Origin of the sequence: Plesiomonas sp. ZOR0011 (assembly GCF_000800945.1) — a bacterium.
Taxonomy (GTDB): domain Bacteria; phylum Pseudomonadota; class Gammaproteobacteria; order Enterobacterales; family CAMTGL01; genus Plesiomonas; species Plesiomonas shigelloides.
The window spans coordinates 13,066-34,887 of the sequence record NZ_JRKB01000038.1 but is presented as its reverse complement, the minus strand read 5'-3'; the positions used below and the strand labels follow the sequence as shown (position 1 = coordinate 34,887).

The following is a 21,822-nucleotide window of genomic DNA, read 5'->3' as shown; positions in this document are numbered from 1 at the left end:
TCACAGTCAGTTGTAATGCGAGGTTAATCCCTTGAGTGATATGGCGAAAAATCTAATTCTTTGGCTCGTCATTGCCGTCGTGCTTATGTCGGTGTTTCAGAGTTTTGGACCGAGCAAATCCAGTGACCGTCAGGTGGATTACACCGCGTTCGTGAGTGCCCTCGGCCAGAACCAGATCCGTGAAGTACGTATCGATGGTCGTGAAATTCAGTTCACCAAAACTGATGGTGCACGTTCAGTAACGTATATGCCGCTGAACGATCCTAAGCTGCTCGACGACCTGATCAATAAAAATGTGAAGGTGTTCGGTGAGCCGCCTGAGGAGCCAAGCCTGTTGGCTTCTATCTTTATTTCCTGGTTCCCGATGCTGCTGCTGATCGGCGTATGGATATTCTTCATGCGTCAAATGCAAGGCGGTGGCGGTAAAGGCGCGATGTCGTTCGGTAAGAGCCGCGCCCGTATGTTGACCGAAGATCAGGTGAAAACAACCTTTGCTGATGTTGCCGGTTGCGACGAAGCAAAAGAAGAAGTGACCGAGCTGGTGGAATACCTGCGTGATCCAAGCCGTTTCCAGAAATTGGGCGGTAAGATCCCGAAAGGCGTTCTGATGGTGGGTCCTCCAGGTACCGGTAAAACCTTGCTGGCAAAAGCCATTGCCGGTGAAGCCAAAGTGCCATTCTTCACTATCTCTGGTTCTGACTTTGTGGAAATGTTCGTGGGTGTCGGTGCCTCTCGGGTACGTGACATGTTTGAACAAGCCAAGAAAGCGGCGCCATGCATCATCTTTATCGATGAAATCGATGCGGTAGGCCGTCAGCGTGGCGCCGGTTTAGGTGGTGGTCACGATGAGCGTGAGCAAACCCTGAACCAGATGCTGGTTGAGATGGATGGTTTTGAAGGCAACGAAGGCATCATCGTTATCGCAGCGACTAACCGTCCTGATGTACTGGACCCAGCGTTGCTGCGTCCGGGCCGCTTTGACCGCCAAGTGGTGGTGGGGCTGCCAGATGTGCGTGGTCGTGAACAGATCCTGAAAGTTCACATGCGTCGTGTGCCGTTGGGTAATGATGTTAACGCTTCGCTGATTGCTCGTGGTACGCCAGGCTTCTCCGGTGCAGATTTGGCTAACCTGGTGAACGAAGCGGCGCTGTTCGCGGCGCGTGGTAACCAGCGTGTGGTGTCCATGGTTGAGTTTGAAAAAGCCAAGGACAAAATCATGATGGGTGCGGAACGCCGCTCCATGGTGATGACCGAAGATCAAAAAGAAGCGACCGCCTTCCACGAAGCGGGTCACGCCATTGTTGGTCGTATCGTGCCAGATCACGATCCGGTGTACAAAGTCAGTATCATCCCGCGTGGTCGTGCGCTGGGTGTGACCATGTACCTGCCAGAGCAAGATCGGGTGAGCCACAGCCGTCAGTATCTGGAGAGCATGATTTCCAGCCTGTACGGTGGCCGTGTGGCAGAAGAGCTGATTTACGGTGCAGATAAAGTGTCGACCGGTGCGTCTAACGACATCGAACGCGCTACTGAAATTGCCCGTAAGATGGTGACCCAGTGGGGCTTCTCCGAGAAGATGGGCCCACTGCTGTACTCCGAAGAAGATGGCGAAGTGTTCTTGGGCCGCTCCATGGCCAAAGCCAAGCACATGTCGGATGAAACCGCGCGTGCCATCGATATCGAAGTGCGTGCCATTATTGACCGTAACTACCAGCGTACGCGCCAGATCCTGTCTGAAAACATGGATTTGCTGCACAGCATGAAAGATGCGCTGATGAAGTACGAAACCATTGATGCTCCGCAGATTGATGATCTGATGGCGCGTAAATCGGATATTCGTCCGCCAGCAGGCTGGAGTGATCATGCCACTGCGGCGCCGGCTAATGAGCCAGTCGCTAGCGCACCCGTCACTGACTCGGTAGTGAGTTCAGCCGCTCAACCTGCAGCACCAGAGCAAGCGCCAAGCGCGCAACCTGTGGCTGACACTGCGGAGCTGGCTTCAGAGAATGCAGAGAAGAAAGACGCGAATCCGTCTGACAATAAACCTGCACAGTAACTGATGTGGTAATCTTAAAACCCCGGGCTTGCCCGGGGTTTTCTATTTGTGGCCGTCTGTGCATTACCTAACGGTGAGGAGAATAACAACATGCAACTACACAGCCGTGGTCGGACGCTGGATCTGAGCCAACCGCAAATTATGGGGATTTTGAATTTCACTCCCGACTCATTTTCCGACGGTGGCCGTTTTTATGGTCAAGATAGCGCGTTGCGCCATGCCGAAGCGATGGTCAACGCCGGTGCTAGCATCATTGATATTGGCGGTGAATCAACCCGTCCGGGCGCTGATGAGGTGAGCGAGGCCGAAGAGCTAGAGCGCGTTATTCCGTTGGTTGAACGCTTGAGTCGTGAGTTGGATGTGTGGCTGTCAGTCGATACCTATAAGCCTGCAGTGATGCGCGAAGCCTGTTTAGCGGGCGCCCATTTGATCAATGACATCAACGCGCTGCAAGCGCCCGGCGCACTGGACGTGGCGGCAAAGGCACACGTGCCGGTATGTATCATGCACATGCAAGGCCAGCCCCGTACGATGCAAGAGCAGCCGCACTATCAGGATGTGGTCGCTGAAGTGATGCACTTTTTAGCCGAACGCGCTGCGGCATGCCAACAGGCAGGGATCGCGGCGAATAACATCATTCTCGATCCGGGATTTGGTTTTGGAAAAACCCTGGCGCATAATTACCAATTATTGAATCAGCTCGAAAAATTCCATGCACTGCACTATCCGTTGCTGGTAGGGATGTCGAGAAAGTCAATGATTGGTAAACTACTCAACAACCAAGCCGATCAGCGTCTGGCTGGTAGTCTGGCTTGTGCGCTGTTGGCGGCCCAGAAGGGCGCGCAAATTATTCGGGTACACGATGTGCAAGAAACGGCCGATGTATTGCGGGTAATGCAGGCAATGATGAATGCCCATTAAGGAAAATATTCAATGAGTAAGCGTAAGTATTTCGGCACCGACGGTATTCGCGGTACGGTAGGTCAGGCTCCTATTACTCCGGACTTTGTGTTGAAGCTGGGTTGGGCGGCAGGGAAAGTGCTGGCTCGCCACGGGTCACGTAAAGTTCTGATTGGTAAAGATACCCGCATCTCCGGTTACATGCTGGAATCTGCGCTGGAAGCGGGTCTGGCGGCGGCCGGTCTGTCTGCGGCGTTCACCGGTCCGATGCCAACACCGGCGGTAGCCTATCTGACGCGTACTTTCCGCGCCGAAGCGGGCATTGTGATCTCCGCTTCTCACAACCCGTACGATGATAACGGGATCAAATTCTTCTCTATCGACGGGACTAAGCTGCCGGATGAAGTGGAAGAAGCCATTGAAGCTGAGATGGAAAAACCACTGACCTGTGTGTCTTCCGCTGAGCTGGGTCGCGCCAGTCGGATCACCGACGCGGCGGGTCGTTACATCGAGTTTTGCAAAAGCTGCTTCCCGAACGCGCTGAGCCTGAGTGGGTTAAAGATTGTGGTCGACTGTGCTAACGGCGCCACCTATCACATTGCACCGAACGTACTGCGTGAGCTGGGCGCTGAAGTGATCACCATCGGTTGCGAGCCTGATGGCATGAACATCAACGAAAAATGCGGCGCTACCGATACCAAAGCGCTGCAAGCGCGCGTGTTGGCTGAAAAAGCCGATGTCGGTATGGCCCTTGATGGTGACGGTGACCGTCTGATGATGGTTGATCATCTGGGTAACGTGGTTGATGGCGATCAGATCCTGTACATCATGGCGCGTGAAGCGCTGCGCAGCGGCAACCTTAAAGGCGGCGCCGTGGGCACCTTGATGAGTAACATGGGGCTGGAAATTGCACTCAAGCAACTGGGTATTCCATTCTCACGAGCCAAAGTGGGTGACCGCTACGTGCTGGAGATGATGCTGGAAAAAGGCTGGCGTCTGGGCGCGGAAAACTCCGGCCACGTGATTGCGCTGGATATGACGACCACCGGTGACGGCATTGTGGCTGGCCTGCAAGTGCTGGCGGCCATGGTGGGTAACCGCATGAGCCTGAAAGACTTGACCAGCGGCATGACATTGTTCCCGCAAGTACTGGAAAACGTTCGCTTCTCTGGTAATGGCAATCCACTGGATGCCGAGGCAGTGAAAGCGGCCGTGATTGCCGTGGAAGAGAAAATGCAGGGCCGTGGCCGCGTATTGCTGCGCAAATCGGGCACTGAGCCACTGATCCGCGTGATGGTGGAAGGTGAAGATCTGGAGCAAGTACGCCAGTACGCCAAAGCGATTGCGGCAGAAGTGCAGGCTGCCGGTTAAATCGCCGCGCTGACCATCAAAAGGGCACAACTAACTGTGCCACGGTAAGCTAAGATGGCCGTCACAGCAGGTTGTGGCGGCTGCCTGAAATTTCACCGATTGACTGTGAAAACAGAAAATTACCTTGCTTGTCAGGGGCGCTTTCGCTAGTATTCTCTCCGCTTCGTGGTTCACGGAGCGGCATGTCGCGCTGGCGGATAGTCTGACCAGCAAATGCAAAGCGTTAACAAATGGATTAGACCATGTACGAAATCTTACTCGTAGTATATTTGTTAATCGCGCTGGGGCTAATCGGCTTGGTATTAATCCAGCAGGGCAAAGGCGCGGACATGGGAGCTTCATTCGGAGCGGGTGCTTCGAACACTGTATTCGGTTCCAGTGGCTCCGGTAACTTCATGACTCGTACAACAGCAATCTTAGCCACACTGTTTTTCATTATTAGCTTGGTGCTGGGTAACATTACTCATACCCAAACCAAAGTGGGCAGTGAGTGGGAAGATTTGAGTCAGCCGGCCGCTGCACAACAAAAAGCAGCAGAACAACCGGTGAAGGCTGCGGATAGCAACAACGATATCCCAACCAAATAAGCTGTAACGAATTTGCCGTGGTGGTGGAATTGGTAGACACGCTACCTTGAGGTGGTAGTGCCCATTTAGTGGCGTGCGGGTTCAAGTCCCGCCCTCGGCACCAATTACAGACCTGATAAATCTTGATTATAAGATGGTCGCCAGATAGAATATTGCACGTTTCGGACGCGGGGTGGAGCAGCTTGGTAGCTCGTCGGGCTCATAACCCGAAGGTCGTCGGTTCAAATCCGGCCCCCGCAACCAATTTCCTGAATGTATCGATGATAACAACTGTACAGATTTCATCTATACTTGCTTTCAGGGAAAGAGAAGAACAGACCGTTTATTCTTCTCGCGTCGCAATTGCGACAATCAGGGTCCAGTTGCTAAAAACCCCGATTATCTCGGGGTTTTTTGTTATCTGCAAACGGCGTCTTAGACGATGTAACTGGGCTTTAGGCCCTTTTTTTATTTCTTGGGGGTTGTCTTGGCAACGTTAGAACAGCAATTAACACAGATGCTTGAAGCTCCAGTGCAGGCGCTGGGCTATGAGTTGGTAGGCGTCGAGTTTATCCGTGCCGGCCACCATTCAACACTCCGCATCTACATTGACCATGAAAATGGGATTAATGTTGAGAACTGCGCCGAGGTGAGCCACCAAGCCAGTGCAGTACTGGATGTGGAAGATCCGATTTCCGTTGCCTATAACCTCGAAGTTTCTTCGCCGGGTCTGGATCGTCCTCTCTTTAGCGCCGCACATTACACCCGTTTTATCGGTGAAGAAGTCAGCTTTGTGCTGCGCATGGCGATTCAAAATCGTCGCAATTGGAAAGGGATCATTGCCGGCGTTGACGGCGAGATGATCACCATTACTGTTGATGGTAAGAATGAAGTGTTCGCACTGAGCAACATCCAGAAAGCGAACCTGGTACCAAAGTTTTAAGGTCTGGATGAGGCACCTGAGATGAACAAAGAGATTCTGGCTGTCGTTGAAGCCGTTTCCAACGAAAAAGCGCTGCCACGCGAGAAAATCTTCGAAGCGCTGGAAATTGCACTGGCGACTGCCACCAAGAAAAAATACGAATACGAAGTAGACGTACGCGTCTGCATCGATCGCCGCACGGGTGACTTTGACACCTTCCGCCGTTGGACCGTGGTTGAAGAAGTGACTCAACCAACGCGTGAAATGGAACTGGAAGCCGCTCGTCTGCTGGAAGAAAATCCAGCTCTGCAAGTGGGTGACTTCGTTGAAGACCAGATTGAGTCTGTGACTTTCGACCGTATCACCACCCAAACCGCGAAGCAGGTTATCGTGCAGAAAGTGCGCGAAGCTGAGCGTGCGATGGTTGTGGATCAATTCCGCGAGCAAGAAGGTGAGATCATCACCGGTGTGGCCAAGAAGGTAAACCGTGACAGCATTATCCTGGATCTGGGTAACAATGCTGAAGCCATGCTGGCGCGTGAAGACATGCTGCCACGTGAAAACTTCCGTCCTGGCGACCGTATCCGTGGTGTACTGTATGCAGTACGTCCAGAAGCGCGCGGTGCGCAGCTGTTCGTGACCCGCTCCAAGCCGGAGATGCTGGTTGAACTGTTCCGCATCGAAGTACCTGAAATCGGCGAAGAGCTGATTGAAATCAAAGCCGCGGCCCGCGACCCAGGTTCACGAGCCAAGATTGCAGTGAAGAGCAACGACAAGCGTATTGACCCCGTGGGTGCTTGCGTGGGTATGCGTGGTGCGCGTGTTCAGGCCGTATCTGGTGAGTTGGGCGGTGAGCGTGTTGATATCGTGCTGTGGGATGATAATCCTGCGCAGTTCGTGATTAACGCCATGGCGCCAGCTGATGTAGCATCTATCGTGATGGATGAAGATTCTCACAGCATGGATATCGCAGTTGAAGCCTCTAACCTGGCTCAAGCGATTGGTCGTAATGGCCAGAACGTGCGTCTGGCTTCCCAGCTGACTGGCTGGAACCTGAATGTGATGACCGAGACCGATCTGGCGGCTAAGCACCAAGCTGAAGCGTCAGCGGCTATCGAACTGTTTACCAAGCATCTGGATGTTGATGAAGAGTTTGCCCAAGTTCTGGTGGAAGAAGGCTTCTCCACATTGGAAGAACTGGCTTACGTTCCAGTGAATGAACTGCTGGACATTGATGGTCTGGATGAAGAGATCGTTGAAGCTCTGCGTAACCGTGCCAAAGCGGCACTGACCACGCTGGCGCTGGCCAAAGAAGAGTCTTTGGACGGCGCTGAGCCGGCAGAAGACTTGCTGGCACTGCCAGGCTTAGAGCGTCAGATGGCGTTCAAACTGGCGGCTCGCGGTGTGACTACGCTGGAAGAGTTAGCCGAGCAAGGTATTGATGACCTGGCTAATATCGACGGTCTGGATGAAGATAAAGCGGGCGAGCTGATCATGGCCGCACGTAATATTTGTTGGTTTGGCAACGAAGCCTAATTAAACCGCAACAGGAAGGAGCAGCATGACTGAAGTAACCGTAAAATCTCTGGCCGAAGAAATTCAGACCCCGGTTGATCGTTTGCTGCAACAGTTTGCGAGTGCGGGCATCACTAAGAGCGCTGCCGACAGCGTCAGCCAGCAGGAAAAAGAAGCCCTGCTGGCGCATCTGAACCGTGAACATGGCGGCGATGGTGCCGCAGCGCCGAGCAAACTGACTTTGCAACGCAAAACCCGAAGCACGTTAAGTGTGCCAACGACCGGCGGTAAGAGTAAATCCGTACAGGTTGAGGTACGTAAGAAACGTACTTATGTAAAACGTGACCCGCAAGAGCAGCAGAATGCTGACGCTCAGGCGGCAGAAGAGGCTGCCCGTTTAGCACAAGAGGAATTGGCTAAACGTGAGGCAGAAGAGTTAGCTCGCCGTGAAGCTGAAGAAGCAGCGAAACGTGCGGCAGAAGAAAAAGCTAAACGCGAAGCGGAAGAAAAAGCTAAACGAGACGCAGAGGATACAGCGAAACGTGAGGCGACGATTGCGTCCCAACGTGAAGCGGAAGATAAAGCTAAGCGTGCTGCCGAAGAGAAGGCGAAGCGCGAAGCCGAGGCCGCAGAACTGAAACGTAAAGCGGAAGAGGCTGCACGACGCAAAGCCGAAGAAAACGCAAAGCGTATGGCAGAAGAGGCTCGTAAGATGGCAGAACAGAACGAACTCACGACGGCACCCGTCGAGACGACTACCACCGAAGAAACCAGCGCCGATTATCATGTCACTACCTCACGTTATGCACGTGAAGCGGAAGACGAAGATGATCGTCGTGAAGAATCCCGCGGCCGCAGCCGTGGCGGAAAAGCAAAAGCAACCAAGAAAGGCAAAGTCTCTGAGTCTAAGGCTGAGCGCGAAGAAGCGCGTCGCGGTAAAGGCGGTAAGCTGAAGCGTAAGAGCTCTCTGCAGCAGCATGGCTTTAACAAGCCTGCGCAGCCTGTGAACCGTGATGTTGTGATTGGTGAAACTATCACTGTGGGTGATCTAGCCGCGAAGATGGCGGTAAAAGGCTCCGAAGTCATCAAAGTGATGATGCGTATGGGCGCTATGGCCACCATCAACCAAGTGATTGATCAGGAAACCGCACAACTGGTTGCCGAAGAGATGGGCCACAAAGTTATCCTGCGTCGTGAAAACGAGCTGGAAGAGGCCGTCATGAATGACCGTGACACCGATGCAGTACGTGAACCACGTGCGCCGGTTGTGACCATCATGGGTCACGTTGACCACGGTAAAACCTCTTTGCTGGACTACATCCGTTCTGCCAAAGTGGCAGCCGGTGAAGCCGGTGGTATTACCCAGCATATCGGTGCTTACCACGTAGAAACCGATAACGGCATGATCACCTTCCTGGATACCCCAGGCCACGCCGCATTTACTTCAATGCGTGCACGTGGTGCGAAGGCGACCGATATCGTTGTTCTGGTGGTTGCAGCTGACGATGGCGTGATGCCACAAACTATCGAAGCTATTCAGCACGCCCGTGCTGCCGGCGTACCTCTTGTGGTCGCGGTGAACAAGATCGATAAAGATGCAGCGAACCCAGATCGCGTGAAACAAGAGCTGTCTCAATACGGCGTAATGTCCGAAGATTGGGGTGGTGATTGCCAGTTCGTTCACGTATCGGCGAAGACCGGTCAGGGCATCGATGAGCTGCTGGATGCTATCCTGCTGCAATCTGAAGTGCTGGAGCTGAAAGCTGTACGTGATGGTATGGCGAGCGGTGTCGTGATCGAATCCTATCTGGATAAGGGCCGTGGCCCAGTTGCTACCGTTCTGGTTCAAGACGGTACCCTGCATAAGGGTGACATCGTACTGTGTGGCTTTGAATATGGCCGCGTACGTGCAATGCGTGATGAGCTGGGTCGTGAGACCACCGATGCGGGTCCATCCATCCCAGTAGAAATTCTGGGTCTGTCCGGTGTGCCGGCAGCGGGTGACGAAGTGACCGTGGTGCGTGACGAGAAGAAAGCCCGTGAAGTGGCGCTGTATCGTCAAGGCAAGTTCCGTGATGTCAAACTGGCACGTCAGCAGAAAGCGAAACTGGAAAACATGTTCGCTAACATGGCTGAAGGCGACGTATCTGAGCTGAACATCGTTCTGAAAGCAGACGTTCAAGGTTCCGTAGAAGCTATCTGCGACTCCCTGATCAAGCTGTCTACCGACGAAGTGAAAGTGAAGATCGTGGGCTCCGGTGTGGGTGGTATCACCGAAACCGACGCAACTCTGGCTGCAGCATCCAACGCGATTCTGGTGGGCTTCAACGTACGTGCCGATGCGACTGCGCGCCGCGTAATTGACGCTGAAAACCTGGATCTGCGCTATTACTCAGTAATCTACCAGCTGATTGATGAAGTGAAGCAGGCCATGAGCGGCATGCTGGCTCCAGAGTTCAAGCAGGAGATCATCGGTCTGGCCGAAGTTCGTGACGTGTTCAAGTCACCGAAGATTGGTGCGATTGCCGGTTGTATGGTGACCGAGGGTACCGTGAAGCGTCATAACCCAATCCGCGTTCTGCGTGACAACGTGGTTATCTATGAAGGCGAGCTGGAATCTCTGCGCCGCTTCAAAGATGACGTTAGCGAAGTGCGTAACGGCATGGAATGTGGTATCGGCGTTAAGAACTACAACGATGTTCGCGTCGGCGACATGATCGAAGTGTACGAAATCGTTGAAGTTCAACGTACCATTGATTAAGTTGGCGGCAACAGACCTTCACCGGTCGTATTGATACACCATTGGGGGGCTTGTGCCCCCCAATCTGTCTTGGAGGATAGTACCATGGCAAAAGAGTTCAGCCGCAGTAAGCGCGTGGCGCAAGAGCTGCAAAAAGAGATCGCCGTGATTCTGCAACGTGAGGTGAAGAACCCGCAGATCGGTATGGTGACCGTATCCGGTGTGGAAGTGTCCCGCGATCTGGCGTATGCCAAGATCTTTGTTACCTTCCTGTTTGATGATCAAGATGCTATCGATAGCGGTCTGAAATCACTGCGTGAATCAACCGGTTATATCCGTACTCTGGTAGGTAAAGCGATGCGTCTGCGCATTGTGCCGGAGCTGCGCTTTGAATATGACCGCTCGCTGACCGAAGGCATGCGTATGTCTAATCTGGTGAGCAGCGTGATCCGTGATGATCAGGCGCGCCAGCAAAATGCCGCCGACGATAGCGACAACAGCGAGGAGAAGGCCTGATGTCTCGTCCACGCCGCCGCGGTCGTGATGTACACGGCATTTTGTTGCTGGATAAACCTCAAGGCATCACCTCGAACGATGCGCTGCAGAAAGTAAAACGTCTGTACAACGCCAACAAGGCAGGGCATACCGGTGCGCTGGATCCATTGGCGACCGGCATGCTGCCGATTTGCCTAGGTGAGGCGACCAAGTTTTCCCAGTATCTGCTGGATTCTGACAAGCGCTATCGCGTGATTGCGAAACTCGGTCAGCGTACCGATACCTCCGACTCGGATGGTGAAGTGATCCAAGAGCGTCCGGTGCAGGTCACCGCAGAGCAACTGGATGAAGCCTTGACCCATTTTCGTGGCGATCTGCAGCAGATCCCGTCCATGTATTCGGCGCTGAAATACGAAGGCAAGCCGCTGTACGAATATGCCCGTCAAGGCATTGAAGTGCCGCGCGAGTCGCGTCCGATTACTGTGTATGAGCTGACGCTGATCCGCTTTGAAGGTGATGAAGTTGAGCTGGAAGTTCACTGCTCAAAAGGCACCTACATTCGCACTATCGTCGATGATCTGGGTGAGCGTTTAGGCTGTGGCGCGCATGTGATTTACCTGCGCCGTCTGGCTGTTGCCACCTATCCGATGGAGCGTATGGTGACATTGGAGCAGGTGGAAGCCTTGCTGGAAAAAGCGCGCGCGGAAGACATTTCACCGAGCATCGAGTTAGACCCACTGCTGTTACCGGCCGACACCGCGGTGCAACATCTGCCACAAGTGAACATGCCGTCAGTGGTTGCCGGTTATGCCAAGCTGGGGCAGGCGGTACAGGTCAGTGGCGCGCCAGCGTCGGGTCTGGTACGCATGACCGAAGGTGATGAGCAGGTCTTTTTTGGCCTCGGCGAAATCGATGATCAGGGCCGCGTGGCTCCGCGTCGGATGATGGTGCTGTAAGCATTGCGCAGCGGGCAGTGGGCGGAGAAATATTCGCCGTCCACCGGCGGTGTTATCTTGCTTTGCCGGGCGGCTACCGTTAGAATGCCGAGTCTTATTGCGGTGCTGAATTAGAGATCGGCGCCGCGTTTTATGAACTTAATGCTTTTAGGAGCGCACAATGTCTCTAAGCACTGAAGCTGTTGCAAAAATCGTTGCTGAATTTGGCCGTGATGAGAAAGATACTGGTTCTACCGAAGTTCAGGTAGCCCTGCTGACTGCTCAGATCAACCACCTGCAAGGTCACTTTGCTGAGCACAAAAAAGACCACCACGGTCGTCGCGGTCTGCTGCGCATGGTTTCCCAGCGTCGTAAGCTGCTGGACTACCTGAAGCGTAAAAATGCTGAGCGTTACACTGCTCTGATTGCACGTCTGGGTCTGCGTCGCTAATTATTGGCGAGATTCAGGAAAGGGGCCGCATGGCCCCTTTCTTCTATCAGCCTTACTCTCGCCAACTACTCTGGGCATAGTTCGTGTATGCCGCGATCTCACCGCGATGGCCACATTGAATAATGTATGCACGCGCGTGAGTATTCACTGTCGTGATGATCGGCAACGTGAAATTACACATGTCATGTAACCATAAAAATATGACAGAATAGTCAGTGAAGTGAGAGTCTGATACACACACCGTGATGGCTCCTTGAACGGAGCACGACAATACAACGCATGAGTTCGCGCGGCTAACGGGAAGTTACTGGTCGACAGTGGTTTGCCGTTAGTCGCGAGAATGCGGGTATTTTCAACAATTACGGTGATAGGGCTAAGCGTAATGAGTGGTTATTCGATATACTCAGAAGCGCATTAGACAGTCGATATTTATTGGAAGGATAAACACGTGAATCCTATCGTACGTAAATTTAAGTATGGTCAGCATACCGTGACACTGGAAACCGGTGTTATGGGTCGCCAGGCCACTGCAGCCGTGATGGCTAGCATGGATGATACCTGCGTTTTCGTTACCGTTGTGGGTAAAAAAGAGACCAAACCAGGTCAAGACTTCTTCCCACTGACTGTAAACTACCAAGAGCGTACTTACGCTGCGGGTCGTATTCCAGGTGGTTTCTTCAAGCGTGAAGGCCGTCCGTCTGAAGGCGAAACCCTGACTGCACGTCTGATTGACCGTCCAATCCGTCCTCTGTTCCCGGAAGGTTTCCTGAACGAGGTACAAGTTGTGGCGACTGTGGTGTCTGTGAACCCACAAGTTAGCCCGGATATCGTGGCGATGATCGGTGCTTCTGCTGCGCTGACCCTGTCTGGTATTCCATTCAATGGTCCAATTGGTGCTGCCCGTGTCGGTTACATCAATGATCAGTATGTACTGAACCCAACGACTGCAGAGCTGGCTGAAAGCCGTCTGGATCTGGTGGTTGCCGGTACTGAAAACGCCGTTCTGATGGTTGAGTCCGAAGCGGATATCCTGACCGAAGATCAGATGCTGGGTGCGGTGGTATTTGGCCACGATCAGCAACAAGTTGTGATTGAGAACATTAAAGCGTTTGCTGCTGAAGCCAACATTCCTAAGTGGGAATGGAGCGCAGAGCCAGTGAACGAAACCCTGCAGTCTCGCATCGCGGAACTGGCAGCGGCCCGTATCACCGAAGCGTACCACATCAAAGAAAAGCAAGTACGTTACGAGCAAGTGGCAGCGATCAAAGCTGACGTGACTGCTGCGCTGCTGGCGGAAGACGAATCACTGGACGAAGGCGAAATCAGCGATCTGCTGGGCGAGCTGGAGTACCGTGTGGTACGTGACAACATCCTGAGCGGTGCGCCGCGTATCGATGGTCGTGAACCAGACATGGTGCGTGCACTGGACGTCCGTACTGGCGTGCTGCCACGTACTCACGGCTCTGCGCTGTTCACCCGTGGTGAAACTCAGGCGCTGGTAACCGCGACTCTGGGTACTGAGCGTGATGCTCAGACTATCGATGAGCTGACCGGTGAGCGTACCGATCGCTTCTTGCTGCACTACAACTTCCCACCATACTCTGTGGGTGAAACCGGTATGATGGGTTCACCGAAGCGTCGTGAAATCGGCCACGGCCGTCTGGCGAAGCGTGGTGTGGCAGCGGTAATGCCAAGCGCAGCGGAATTCCCGTACACTGTACGTGTGGTATCTGAAATCACTGAATCCAATGGTTCTTCTTCCATGGCTTCCGTGTGCGGTGCTTCTCTGGCACTGATGGATGCGGGCGTACCAGTGAAGGCCTCTGTAGCGGGTATCGCTATGGGGCTGGTGAAAGAAGGCGAGCGTTTTGTAGTTCTGTCTGACATTCTGGGTGACGAAGACCACCTGGGCGACATGGACTTTAAAGTAGCCGGTACCCGTACTGGTGTGACTGCGCTGCAGATGGATATCAAGATCGAAGGTATCACCCGTGAGATCATGCAGATCGCGCTGAACCAAGCGAAGGGTGCGCGTATGCACATCCTGAACGTGATGGAAGAAGCGATCCATACTCCACGTAACGATATCTCCGAGTTCGCGCCACGTATCCACACCATCAAGATCAATCCTGAGAAGATCAAGGACGTGATCGGTAAAGGTGGTGCGGTGATCCGTGCGCTGACCGAAGAAACTGGTACCACCATCGAAATCGAAGATGACGGTACTATCAAGATTGCCTCTGCTGACGGCGATGCCGCGAAGAAAGCAATTGAGCGCATTGAGCAAATTACTGCTGATGTTGAAGTCAATCGCATTTATACTGGTAAAGTTACCCGTATTGTTGACTTCGGTGCGTTTGTCTCTGTGGTGGGTACTAAAGAAGGTCTGGTACACATCTCTCAGATTACCGATAAGCGTGTAGAGAAAGTTTCTGACTACCTGCAACTGGGTCAGGAAGTGCGCGTGAAAGTACTGGAAGTAGACCGTCAAGGTCGTATCCGTCTGAGCATCAAAGAAGCGATGGCTTCTGAAGGCGCAGAGCAACAACCTGCGGCTGAATAATACCGCTTGATGACGCGTTGCGGCCAAGATCGCACAGGCCAATCTCGTAAAAGCATCGGGGGGCCGGATGCCTCCCCGATTTTTGCGGTCAGGAGTTGGAAATGAACCCATTCTCGCGCTGGGTATGCGGTGTAATGGTGGTGTTGCTGACCGGATGTAGCAGCACAAGCTATGACTGGCGTCAGAGTGCCGTACTGGCAATACCATTGCAACCCAGCCTGCAACAGGAAGTCATGCTGGCCCGGATGGAGCAGATTCTCTCCAGTCGGGCGCTTAGTGATGGAGAACGCGCTCAGTTGCTGTATGAGCGGGGCGTGTTGTATGACAGCCTCGGTCTGCAGGCGCTGGCACGTAATGATTTCACTCAGGCTCTGGCCTTGCGTCAGGATATGCCAGAGGTTTTCAACTACCTGGGGGTATATTTTACCCAGTCAGGCCAGTATGATGCCGCCTATGAGGCGTTCGATTCAGTGCTGGAATTGGATCCTGAATATCGCTATGCCCTGTTAAACCGGGGTATAGCCTTGTACTACGGTGGCCGCTATAAGCTGGCCCAAGAAGATCTGCTCAATTTCTATCAAGATGATCCTGATGATCCGTATCGGGTGCTATGGTTATACTTGACGGAAAGCGAGTTGAACAAGGATGAGGCGCTCAAGGCGCTGCGGCAGCGTTACAACGCCGCAAGCCGTGATAATGTCGGCTGGAACATCGTTGCCCTGTACTTGGGTGATATGTCCGAAGCCGAATTTATGCGTCGTTTGCAGGATAACTCCACCGATAACACGTCTCTGGCAGAGCACCTAAGTGAAGCTTACTTCTACTTGGGCAAACGCTATCTAAGCAAGGGGGATGTCGATGGTGCGGTATCCCTTTTTAAACTGACGATGGCCAATAATGTGCATAACTTTGTCGAACACCGTTATGCCATGCTGGAACTGTCCCTGCTGGGACAAGGCGACACGTCAGAAGCCAACTAATTAAAATTTATGAGTTTTTGCCATTACCGTCCGGTAATGGCAAAGCTCGTCTTGTCATTGTGATTGCGTCAGTTCACATTTTTGGCTGAAAATCTTCGCGCATTTTCTCGCCAATTCAGGTAGACTGGCGCCCGTTTTTTATATTGAGACTACGTCATGGCTGAATTAGAGACTACTTTTGCTGAACTGGGTTTGCCGACCCCGATCCTCACCGCCATCGAGAGCATGGGCTATGAAAAACCGTCGCCAATTCAGGCTGCGTGTATCCCTCACCTGCTGGAAGGCCGTGATGTTCTGGGCATGGCACAAACCGGTAGCGGCAAAACAGCGGCCTTTGCGTTGCCGATGTTAACCCGTATTCAGCCTGAAGTAGCCCGTCCTCAGGTACTGGTTCTGGCTCCTACTCGTGAGCTGGCCGTGCAGGTATCCGAGGCATTCGGTGATTTTTCCAAGCACATGAGCGGTCTGCGTGTTCTGGCCCTGTACGGTGGCCAGCGTTATGACATCCAGCTGCGTGCTCTGCGTCAGGGCCCACAGGTTGTGGTAGGTACACCAGGTCGTCTGCTGGATCACATCAAGCGTGGTACGCTGGATCTGTCCGGTCTGAAAGGTCTGGTTCTGGACGAAGCAGACGAAATGCTGCGCATGGGCTTCATCGAAGACGTTGAAACCATTATGGCTGAACTGCCGGAAGATCATCAGACCGCGCTGTTCTCCGCGACTATGCCGGATCCAATCCGTCGTATTACCCGCCGCTTCATGCGTGATCCGCAAGAAGTGAAGATTCAGGCTGCCGTGCGCACCACGCCAAACATTGCCCAGAACTACTGGACTGTGTATGGCATGAGCAAAAATGATGCACTGGTACGTTTCCTGGAAGCGGAAGATTTTGATGCTGCTATCATCTTCGTGCGTACTCGTACTGCAACGCTGGATGTGGCAGAAGTGCTGGAGCGTAACGGCTACAGCTGTGCTGCGCTGAACGGCGACATGACTCAGCCACTGCGTGAGCAAACGCTGGAGCGCCTGCGTAACGGTCGTCTGGATATCCTGATTGCGACTGACGTTGCGGCGCGTGGTCTGGACGTTGAGCGTATCAGCCTGGTTGTAAACTATGACATTCCATTGGATGCCGAGTCATACGTACACCGTATCGGTCGTACTGGTCGTGCGGGCCGTAGCGGTCGTGCGCTGCTGTTCGTCGAGCCGCGTGAGCGTCGTCTGCTGCGTAATGTTGAGCGCACCATGAACGTGAGCATTCCAGAAGTGGATCTGCCGACTAACGCGCTGCTGGCACAACGCCGCATCGAGCAGTTCAAGTCTAAGATTGCGCTGCAACTGGAAAACCACGATCTGGCTGCTTACCGTGAGCTGCTGAATGGTCTGATGGGCGAAGAGCAAGATCCAGCGGATCTGGCGGCTGCGCTGCTGATGATGGCGCAAGGCGATCGTAAACTGATCCTGCCTGCGGACCCAGTGATTGAGCGTCGTCCACGTCGTGAATTCCGTGACCGTGATGAGCGCGGTGGTCGTGACCGTCGTGACAGCCGTGATGGTCGTCGTGATGACCGTCCACGTCGTGATGGCGATCGTCCAGAGCGTCGTGAGCGTCGTGATGTGGGCCCAATGGACGTTTACCGTCTGGAAGTGGGTCGTGATGATGGCGTGGAAGTTCGTCATATCGTGGGCGCGATTGCCAACGAAGGCGATCTGAGCAGCCGTTACATCGGTAACATCAAGCTGTTTGACAGCCACTCTACTGTGGAACTGCCACGTGGTATGCCGTCTGACATGCTGGATCACTTTACCCGTACGCGCATTCTGAACAAACCAATCCGTATGCAACTGGTGGGTGAAGCTTCACCACGCTCAGAGCGTCGTGAAGGTGGTGATCGTCCACGTCGCGAAGGCGGTGATCGTCCGCGTCGTGAAGGTGGTGATCGTCCACGCCGTGAAGGCAGTGATCGTCCACGTCGTGAAGGCGGTGACCGTCCACGCGGTAGCTTTGGCAACGGTGAGCGTCGTAGCGGTGAGCGTAGCCACAGCGGCGAGCGTCGTGAGCGTCGCGAGCGCAGCCAAGACTAAGTGCTGCTCAGTCTAAGCGATGCATCGCTAAGGCTAGCGCCGTAAGGTTCGAGAAATAAAAAAGCCCGTCACTGTGACGGGCTTTTTTTATGCCTAGTATCAGATCACAATGTCAGTGGCGATCAGGCGGCAAGTGCAGTGAGCTACGTTTATTCTTGCAGCACTAAACCGGCTAAGGCTTTCCAGTAGCCGTTGCACTCCTGGGCTTGCGCTAAGGCCAGCGGTTGACGACCTTGTTCATTGGCGCGAAAACGGCGCAGCATGTCCAAGGTATCTAGCCCCAGTGGCGAGAGGCGGACACTGTCGACCAGTCCGTGCATCGCTTGCAGTTCATTACCGAGGTTGTAGCAGTAGCCGCTTTGGGTCTGGATCCCGTTCAGGGTAAAGACTTTTTGTTGCTCTTGTGAGTAGATCTGGCGGCCATTCGGGTAATTGATGCAGCAGGTGGCGCATTCATCTTTTGGCAAATTCTCCGCGCGCGCAGTAAAGCAGCGTGCCGAGTAAGCCAGCGGCAGATAGCCATAGCTGAACACTTCCACCTCGAATTTATCGCGGATCCCGAGCTCGTCACATTGGGTCAGTAAGTTGCACAGCCAATCGCGTGACAGCTCTACCGGCATGCACCAACGCTGCATCCCTTTTTGCTGCAATATTTTCAAGGTATGGGCGTTATAGCAATTGAGCGCAGGACCGGCCACAAAGGGCAGTTGCCGTTCGGCAGCCAGTGTGACCCCAGCCAGATCATTGGCTTCGATACGAAACTCGCCATTGTCGACTAGGCGCCGCAGTTGGGTGATTTCGGAAGGGGCTTCCAGCAGCGCCATGGTGGAGAGCACCACTTCTTTGCCGGTGGCCGACAGCATACGCGCCAGCTCCAGCCAATCAGCGAATTTCAGTTCGCGCCGCTTGCTGCAGACAGTTTCGCCCAGATAAATGATGTCGGCATCCGACTGACTGGCTGCCTGATAAAAGGCTTCCATTTGAGCTTTGGGCCAGAAGTACAACACAGGGCCTAAGGCATATTTCATCGGTCGGCTCTCCTTTACTGCCATTTGCGGTGATACGCGCCGAGGGTCGTTTGGCGACCTTCCGAGACGGCGTCGAGCGCTTGCATCCACGCCGGCTCTGGGCGGAAGTTGCTCGGATCGGCTTGATAGCGGTCAATTGCCTGACGCCACACTTTGGTGATCTGGCTGACATACGCCGGGCTGCGTTGGCGACCTTCAATTTTCACAGACGCAATGTTGGCGGCAAACAGCTCCGGCAGCAGATCGAGTGTATTTAAGCTGGTCGGCTCTTCCAAGGCATGGAACGGTGCGCCTTCACTTTGGTAGCGGCCTTTGCATAGGGTCGGATAACCGGCATGCTCGTGATCGGCGTAGCGGTCGATCAGCACGTCGTTCAGCCGGCACTCGAGGCCCTGCTCGGTTTGTTGCCAGCGCACAAAGCGAGCCGGTGAACAGGCACCCACGGTATTTGGCGATTCGCCGGTGAGGTAGGACGACAGATAGCAACGCCCTTCGGCCATGATGCACAGGCTGCCAAAGGCAAACACTTCGAGCGGCACGCTGCTGCTGCGCGCCAGCTGTTTAACCTGATGGATAGAGAGCACGCGCGGCAGTACCACGCGGGCGACATCAAATTCTTGTTGGTAGAAGCGGATCGCTTCGCTGTTGGTGGCCGAGGCTTGCACGGAGACATGGCGCTCAATGTGCGGATAGCGGCGCGCAGCATAGTCCAGCATCGCTAAATCGGCCAAGATCAGGGCGTCGGCACCCATTTGCGCCGCCATGTCGACTGCGCGCTGCCAGCGCGCAAAGCCGTCAGGATGGGCAAAGGTGTTGATGGCCACATGCAGCTTGCGCTGGTGGCGGCGGATGTAGCTCACCGCTTCATCCAGCTTGCGTTCGGTAAAGTTGAGACCGGCAAAGTGCCGGGCATTGGTGTCATCCTTGAAGCCGATATATACCGCATCTGCGCCGTTATCGACTGCCGCTTTGAGAGCAGGCAGGTTACCTGCGGGGCAAAGCAATTCCATATTGCGTTATCCTGTTGAATCTAACGGAGTAAAAACGCGATATTACGTGCTTTATCCGCGCATAATGTTGATATGCCGCAGTAAGCACGCGCATTTTTCCGTTCGGTTAACCGCTGGCCGCCGTCTTCATGCTGGGACGCAGCAGTTGCTCGATCTCCTTGACCGGCATTGGTTTGAAGAAGTGGTAGCCCTGAATGCCATCGCAGTTTAGACCGGCAATCAAAGTGGCCTCTTCGTGAGTTTCCACCCCTTCCATGATCACGTGCATATTGAGCGATTTGCCCAGATTGATGATGCTCTCGACAATCGCCACTTGTTTGGGATTATGCAGAATATCGAGGATAAAACTGCGGTCGATTTTCAGCTCATCAAACGGGAAATTGGCCAGATAGGAGAGTGAGGAATATCCGGTACCAAAATCATCAATCGACAGCACAAAGCCTTGGGCGCGTAGCTCTTGCAGTAACCGCGCGGCGTGCTCTTGATCGGTCATCACCGCGTTTTCGGTGATCTCTAAAATGATGCGCCCAGGCGGGATCTGGTAGTGCTGTTGTAACGCCAGCACTTCGTTGAGCAGACCTGGGTTGGCAAATTGCTGCGGTGATAAGTTGATCGACACCTGACCGGGGTTGAGCCCTTGCTTGAGCCAGCGCTGCACGGTGGCAAACACTTTTTCCATTACTACGCGGCCGAGCCAGTCAATCAGGCCGGCTTTTTCCGCGACCGGAATAAAGCGCGCGGGGCTGATAAAGCCTTCGGTGGGATGCTTCCAGCGTACTAACGCTTCCATACCAATCAGGCGAAAATCGCGGGTATTCACTTTCGGTTGGAAATAGACATCCAGCTCGCTTTTGCTCAGCGCTTTTTGCAGCTCCACTTCTAGCCACAGGCGTAAGCGCGCTTCGCGATTCATCTGCGGTTGGTAGCAGGCCAGCCGGTTACGTCCTTGCGCTTTGGCATCATACATGGCGGTATCGGCGTGCTGCAGCAGATGGTGCGCTTCGTGGCCATCACCGGGGAAGACCACGCAGCCAATTGAGCAGGAGAGCTGTTTGCGCACCTGTTGCAGATCGAGTGGGTTTTTAATCGCGCGGATCAGGCTGTGGCCATACTGTTTGGCCGCATCTTGGCTGGTGTTCGGGAGGATGATGCCGAACTCATCACCACCAAAATAGCCCAAAATGGCGTTTTCGGGCAGATGACTGCGCAGACGCGAGGCGATTTCGACCAGCACCTTGTCACCGACATGGTGGCCTAACGAATCATTGATATTTTTGAAGTTATCCAGATCCAGATACAGCATCGATAGCGGGATATTGGCGCGGATCATGCTTTGCAGCTGGCGCAAGGTGCTGTGGCGATTGAGCAGGCCGGTCAGCGGATCGCGCTGTTGCAGGTCGTCCGGCAGACGATTGTCGCTACGCATAATCACCATTTGCGCCGGATTTCCCATTGCGGTGATTGGCATCGATTGCAAGCTGATGCGTTTACGCTGGCCCACCGCGGGCGCGGTATTCAGAATATGTTGCTGACAGTGGCTCAGCTGCTGGTGCAGCTGCTCAGGGATGTTGCCAGAGTGCGGGTCGCGCAAAAACTCCTGCAATGGCTTACCGAGCAATTGCTGAGAATTGGTAACGCCAAGAATGCGCGCAGTGGACTCGTTGGCAGAGACAATAATGCCATCTTCCAGAATGCAAAACCCGTCATCCAGCATGGAGATCAGATTTTGGCAGTAGCGCTGCGTTTCTTGCAGACTATCGAGTAACTGGTGCTTTTCGGTGACATCCGCCCCTTGGAACAGATAGCCACACAGCTGGCCTTCGTTGTGCGTCTGTTGGCCGAGTACCGGCGTGATGCAAAAATGGTAGCTGTTTGGCAGTGCGGCTTGCAGCATCACTTCGCCTTGTACGGTGGCCCCGGTCGCCGCCCGCACCAGATACGGATGCATGGATTGGTACAGTTCGCGCGGTAACAGGCGCGCTAGCGGTTTTTGCAGTTGGCCATCAGGCGTCAGGCCTAGGGTGCGGTAAAACTGCTCATTGGCCATCTGCAGGCGCAAATTGGCATCGAATACAGCAAACATGAACGAGCTGTACTGGGTTAGCTGGGCGAGTTCCGCCGTCAACGTTGAAAGCAGCATGTAAAATCATCCCCAAGTGCCAAGCTTTGGCGGCAATCATCAAAAAAGTGGTTCTCTAGCCGGGT

The 21,822-nt window shown here is 54.0% G+C and carries 16 protein-coding genes and 2 tRNA genes; 15 read left to right on the top strand and 3 right to left on the bottom strand.

Translation table 11 applies throughout. The annotated features are described in order from the left end of the window. The first annotated feature begins 40 nt into the window (after positions 1-40). From ftsH to L975_RS07415, 15 genes are all read left to right on the top strand, one after another. Entirely contained in the window at positions 41-2,056 is a 2,016-nt protein-coding gene (ftsH, locus tag L975_RS07485) for an ATP-dependent zinc metalloprotease FtsH (protein WP_072033034.1), read from the top strand. A 90-nt stretch (positions 2,057-2,146) separates the two neighbouring features. After that, entirely contained in the window at positions 2,147-2,977 is an 831-nt protein-coding gene (gene folP / locus L975_RS07480) for a dihydropteroate synthase (protein ID WP_039045852.1), read from the top strand. A gap of 12 nt (positions 2,978-2,989) precedes the next feature. After that, entirely contained in the window at positions 2,990-4,327 is a 1,338-nt protein-coding gene (glmM, locus tag L975_RS07475) for a phosphoglucosamine mutase (protein WP_047707976.1), read from the top strand. A gap of 242 nt (positions 4,328-4,569) precedes the next feature. Continuing rightward, the gene (gene secG, locus L975_RS07470; protein WP_010864601.1) at positions 4,570-4,914 is read left to right on the top strand and encodes a preprotein translocase subunit SecG; all 345 of its coding nucleotides are present in this window, start codon (positions 4,570-4,572) and stop codon (positions 4,912-4,914) included. A gap of 14 nt (positions 4,915-4,928) precedes the next feature. After that, a tRNA-Leu gene (locus L975_RS07465) sits at positions 4,929-5,017 on the top strand. A 63-nt stretch (positions 5,018-5,080) separates the two neighbouring features. Then, positions 5,081-5,157: transfer RNA gene (locus tag L975_RS07460), tRNA-Met, on the top strand. A 223-nt stretch (positions 5,158-5,380) separates the two neighbouring features. Further along, the gene (gene rimP, locus L975_RS07455; protein ID WP_071849703.1) at positions 5,381-5,836 is read left to right on the top strand and encodes a ribosome maturation factor RimP; all 456 of its coding nucleotides are present in this window, start codon (positions 5,381-5,383) and stop codon (positions 5,834-5,836) included. 21 nt (positions 5,837-5,857) lie between these two features. Then, positions 5,858-7,351 carry a transcription termination factor NusA gene (nusA, locus tag L975_RS07450; protein WP_039045855.1) on the top strand — a complete coding sequence of 498 codons (1,494 nt, stop codon included), beginning with the start codon at positions 5,858-5,860 and terminating at the stop codon, positions 7,349-7,351. A gap of 25 nt (positions 7,352-7,376) precedes the next feature. Then, the gene (infB, locus tag L975_RS07445; RefSeq protein WP_010864598.1) at positions 7,377-10,091 is read left to right on the top strand and encodes a translation initiation factor IF-2; all 2,715 of its coding nucleotides are present in this window, start codon (positions 7,377-7,379) and stop codon (positions 10,089-10,091) included. Between the two features lie 84 nt (positions 10,092-10,175). Beyond that, positions 10,176-10,586, top strand: coding sequence for a 30S ribosome-binding factor RbfA (rbfA, locus tag L975_RS07440; protein WP_010864597.1), 411 nt, complete (start codon positions 10,176-10,178; stop codon positions 10,584-10,586). Beyond that, entirely contained in the window at positions 10,586-11,521 is a 936-nt protein-coding gene (truB, locus tag L975_RS07435; protein WP_039045856.1) for a tRNA pseudouridine(55) synthase TruB, read from the top strand. The genes rbfA and truB overlap by 1 nt, the downstream gene beginning before the upstream one ends. A 160-nt stretch (positions 11,522-11,681) precedes the next feature. Beyond that, on the top strand, positions 11,682-11,951 hold the full coding sequence (gene rpsO / locus L975_RS07430) for a 30S ribosomal protein S15 (protein ID WP_010864595.1): 270 nt from the start codon (positions 11,682-11,684) through the stop codon (positions 11,949-11,951). A gap of 448 nt (positions 11,952-12,399) precedes the next feature. After that, positions 12,400-14,514: a polyribonucleotide nucleotidyltransferase gene (gene pnp, locus L975_RS07425; protein ID WP_010864594.1), complete on the top strand. Its 2,115-nt coding sequence runs from the start codon at positions 12,400-12,402 to the stop codon at positions 14,512-14,514. Positions 14,515-14,615: 101 nt separating this feature from the next. Then, positions 14,616-15,494 (top strand): lipoprotein NlpI, encoded by an 879-nt coding sequence (gene nlpI, locus L975_RS07420; protein WP_010864593.1) that lies wholly within the window; start codon positions 14,616-14,618, stop codon positions 15,492-15,494. A 156-nt stretch (positions 15,495-15,650) separates the two neighbouring features. Then, positions 15,651-17,579 carry a DEAD/DEAH family ATP-dependent RNA helicase gene (locus L975_RS07415; RefSeq protein WP_047707974.1) on the top strand — a complete coding sequence of 643 codons (1,929 nt, stop codon included), beginning with the start codon at positions 15,651-15,653 and terminating at the stop codon, positions 17,577-17,579. Positions 17,580-17,728: 149 nt separating this feature from the next. Here the strand turns inward: L975_RS07415 and L975_RS07410 are convergent, their stop codons facing one another. From L975_RS07410 to L975_RS07400, 3 genes are all read right to left on the bottom strand, one after another. Beyond that, on the bottom strand, positions 17,729-18,607 hold the full coding sequence (locus tag L975_RS07410) for a U32 family peptidase (RefSeq protein WP_010864591.1): 879 nt from the start codon (positions 18,605-18,607) through the stop codon (positions 17,729-17,731). Positions 18,608-18,621: 14 nt separating this feature from the next. After that, the gene (locus L975_RS07405; RefSeq protein ID WP_010864590.1) at positions 18,622-19,617 is read right to left on the bottom strand and encodes a peptidase U32 family protein; all 996 of its coding nucleotides are present in this window, start codon (positions 19,615-19,617) and stop codon (positions 18,622-18,624) included. Between the two features lie 106 nt (positions 19,618-19,723). Further along, positions 19,724-21,757, bottom strand: coding sequence for a bifunctional diguanylate cyclase/phosphodiesterase (locus tag L975_RS07400; protein WP_010864589.1), 2,034 nt, complete (start codon positions 21,755-21,757; stop codon positions 19,724-19,726). Positions 21,758-21,822: the final 65 nt, after the last annotated feature.

Bases quoted from the DNA above. Each gene is read 5' to 3' on its own strand.
- ftsH (WP_072033034.1), top strand. From the start codon at position 41: ATGGCGAAAAATCTAATTCTTTGGCTCGTCATTGCCGTCGTGCTTATG.
- folP (WP_039045852.1), top strand. From the start codon at position 2,147: ATGCAACTACACAGCCGTGGTCGGACGCTGGATCTGAGCCAACCGCAA.
- glmM (WP_047707976.1), top strand. From the start codon at position 2,990: ATGAGTAAGCGTAAGTATTTCGGCACCGACGGTATTCGCGGTACGGTA.
- secG (WP_010864601.1), top strand. From the start codon at position 4,570: ATGTACGAAATCTTACTCGTAGTATATTTGTTAATCGCGCTGGGGCTA.
- nusA (WP_039045855.1), top strand. From the start codon at position 5,858: ATGAACAAAGAGATTCTGGCTGTCGTTGAAGCCGTTTCCAACGAAAAA.
- infB (WP_010864598.1), top strand. From the start codon at position 7,377: ATGACTGAAGTAACCGTAAAATCTCTGGCCGAAGAAATTCAGACCCCG.
- rbfA (WP_010864597.1), top strand. From the start codon at position 10,176: ATGGCAAAAGAGTTCAGCCGCAGTAAGCGCGTGGCGCAAGAGCTGCAA.
- truB (WP_039045856.1), top strand. From the start codon at position 10,586: ATGTCTCGTCCACGCCGCCGCGGTCGTGATGTACACGGCATTTTGTTG.
- rpsO (WP_010864595.1), top strand. From the start codon at position 11,682: ATGTCTCTAAGCACTGAAGCTGTTGCAAAAATCGTTGCTGAATTTGGC.
- nlpI (WP_010864593.1), top strand. From the start codon at position 14,616: ATGAACCCATTCTCGCGCTGGGTATGCGGTGTAATGGTGGTGTTGCTG.
- L975_RS07415 (WP_047707974.1), top strand. From the start codon at position 15,651: ATGGCTGAATTAGAGACTACTTTTGCTGAACTGGGTTTGCCGACCCCG.
- L975_RS07410 (WP_010864591.1), bottom strand. From the start codon at position 18,607: ATGAAATATGCCTTAGGCCCTGTGTTGTACTTCTGGCCCAAAGCTCAA.
- L975_RS07405 (WP_010864590.1), bottom strand. From the start codon at position 19,617: ATGGAATTGCTTTGCCCCGCAGGTAACCTGCCTGCTCTCAAAGCGGCA.
- L975_RS07400 (WP_010864589.1), bottom strand. From the start codon at position 21,757: ATGCTGCTTTCAACGTTGACGGCGGAACTCGCCCAGCTAACCCAGTAC.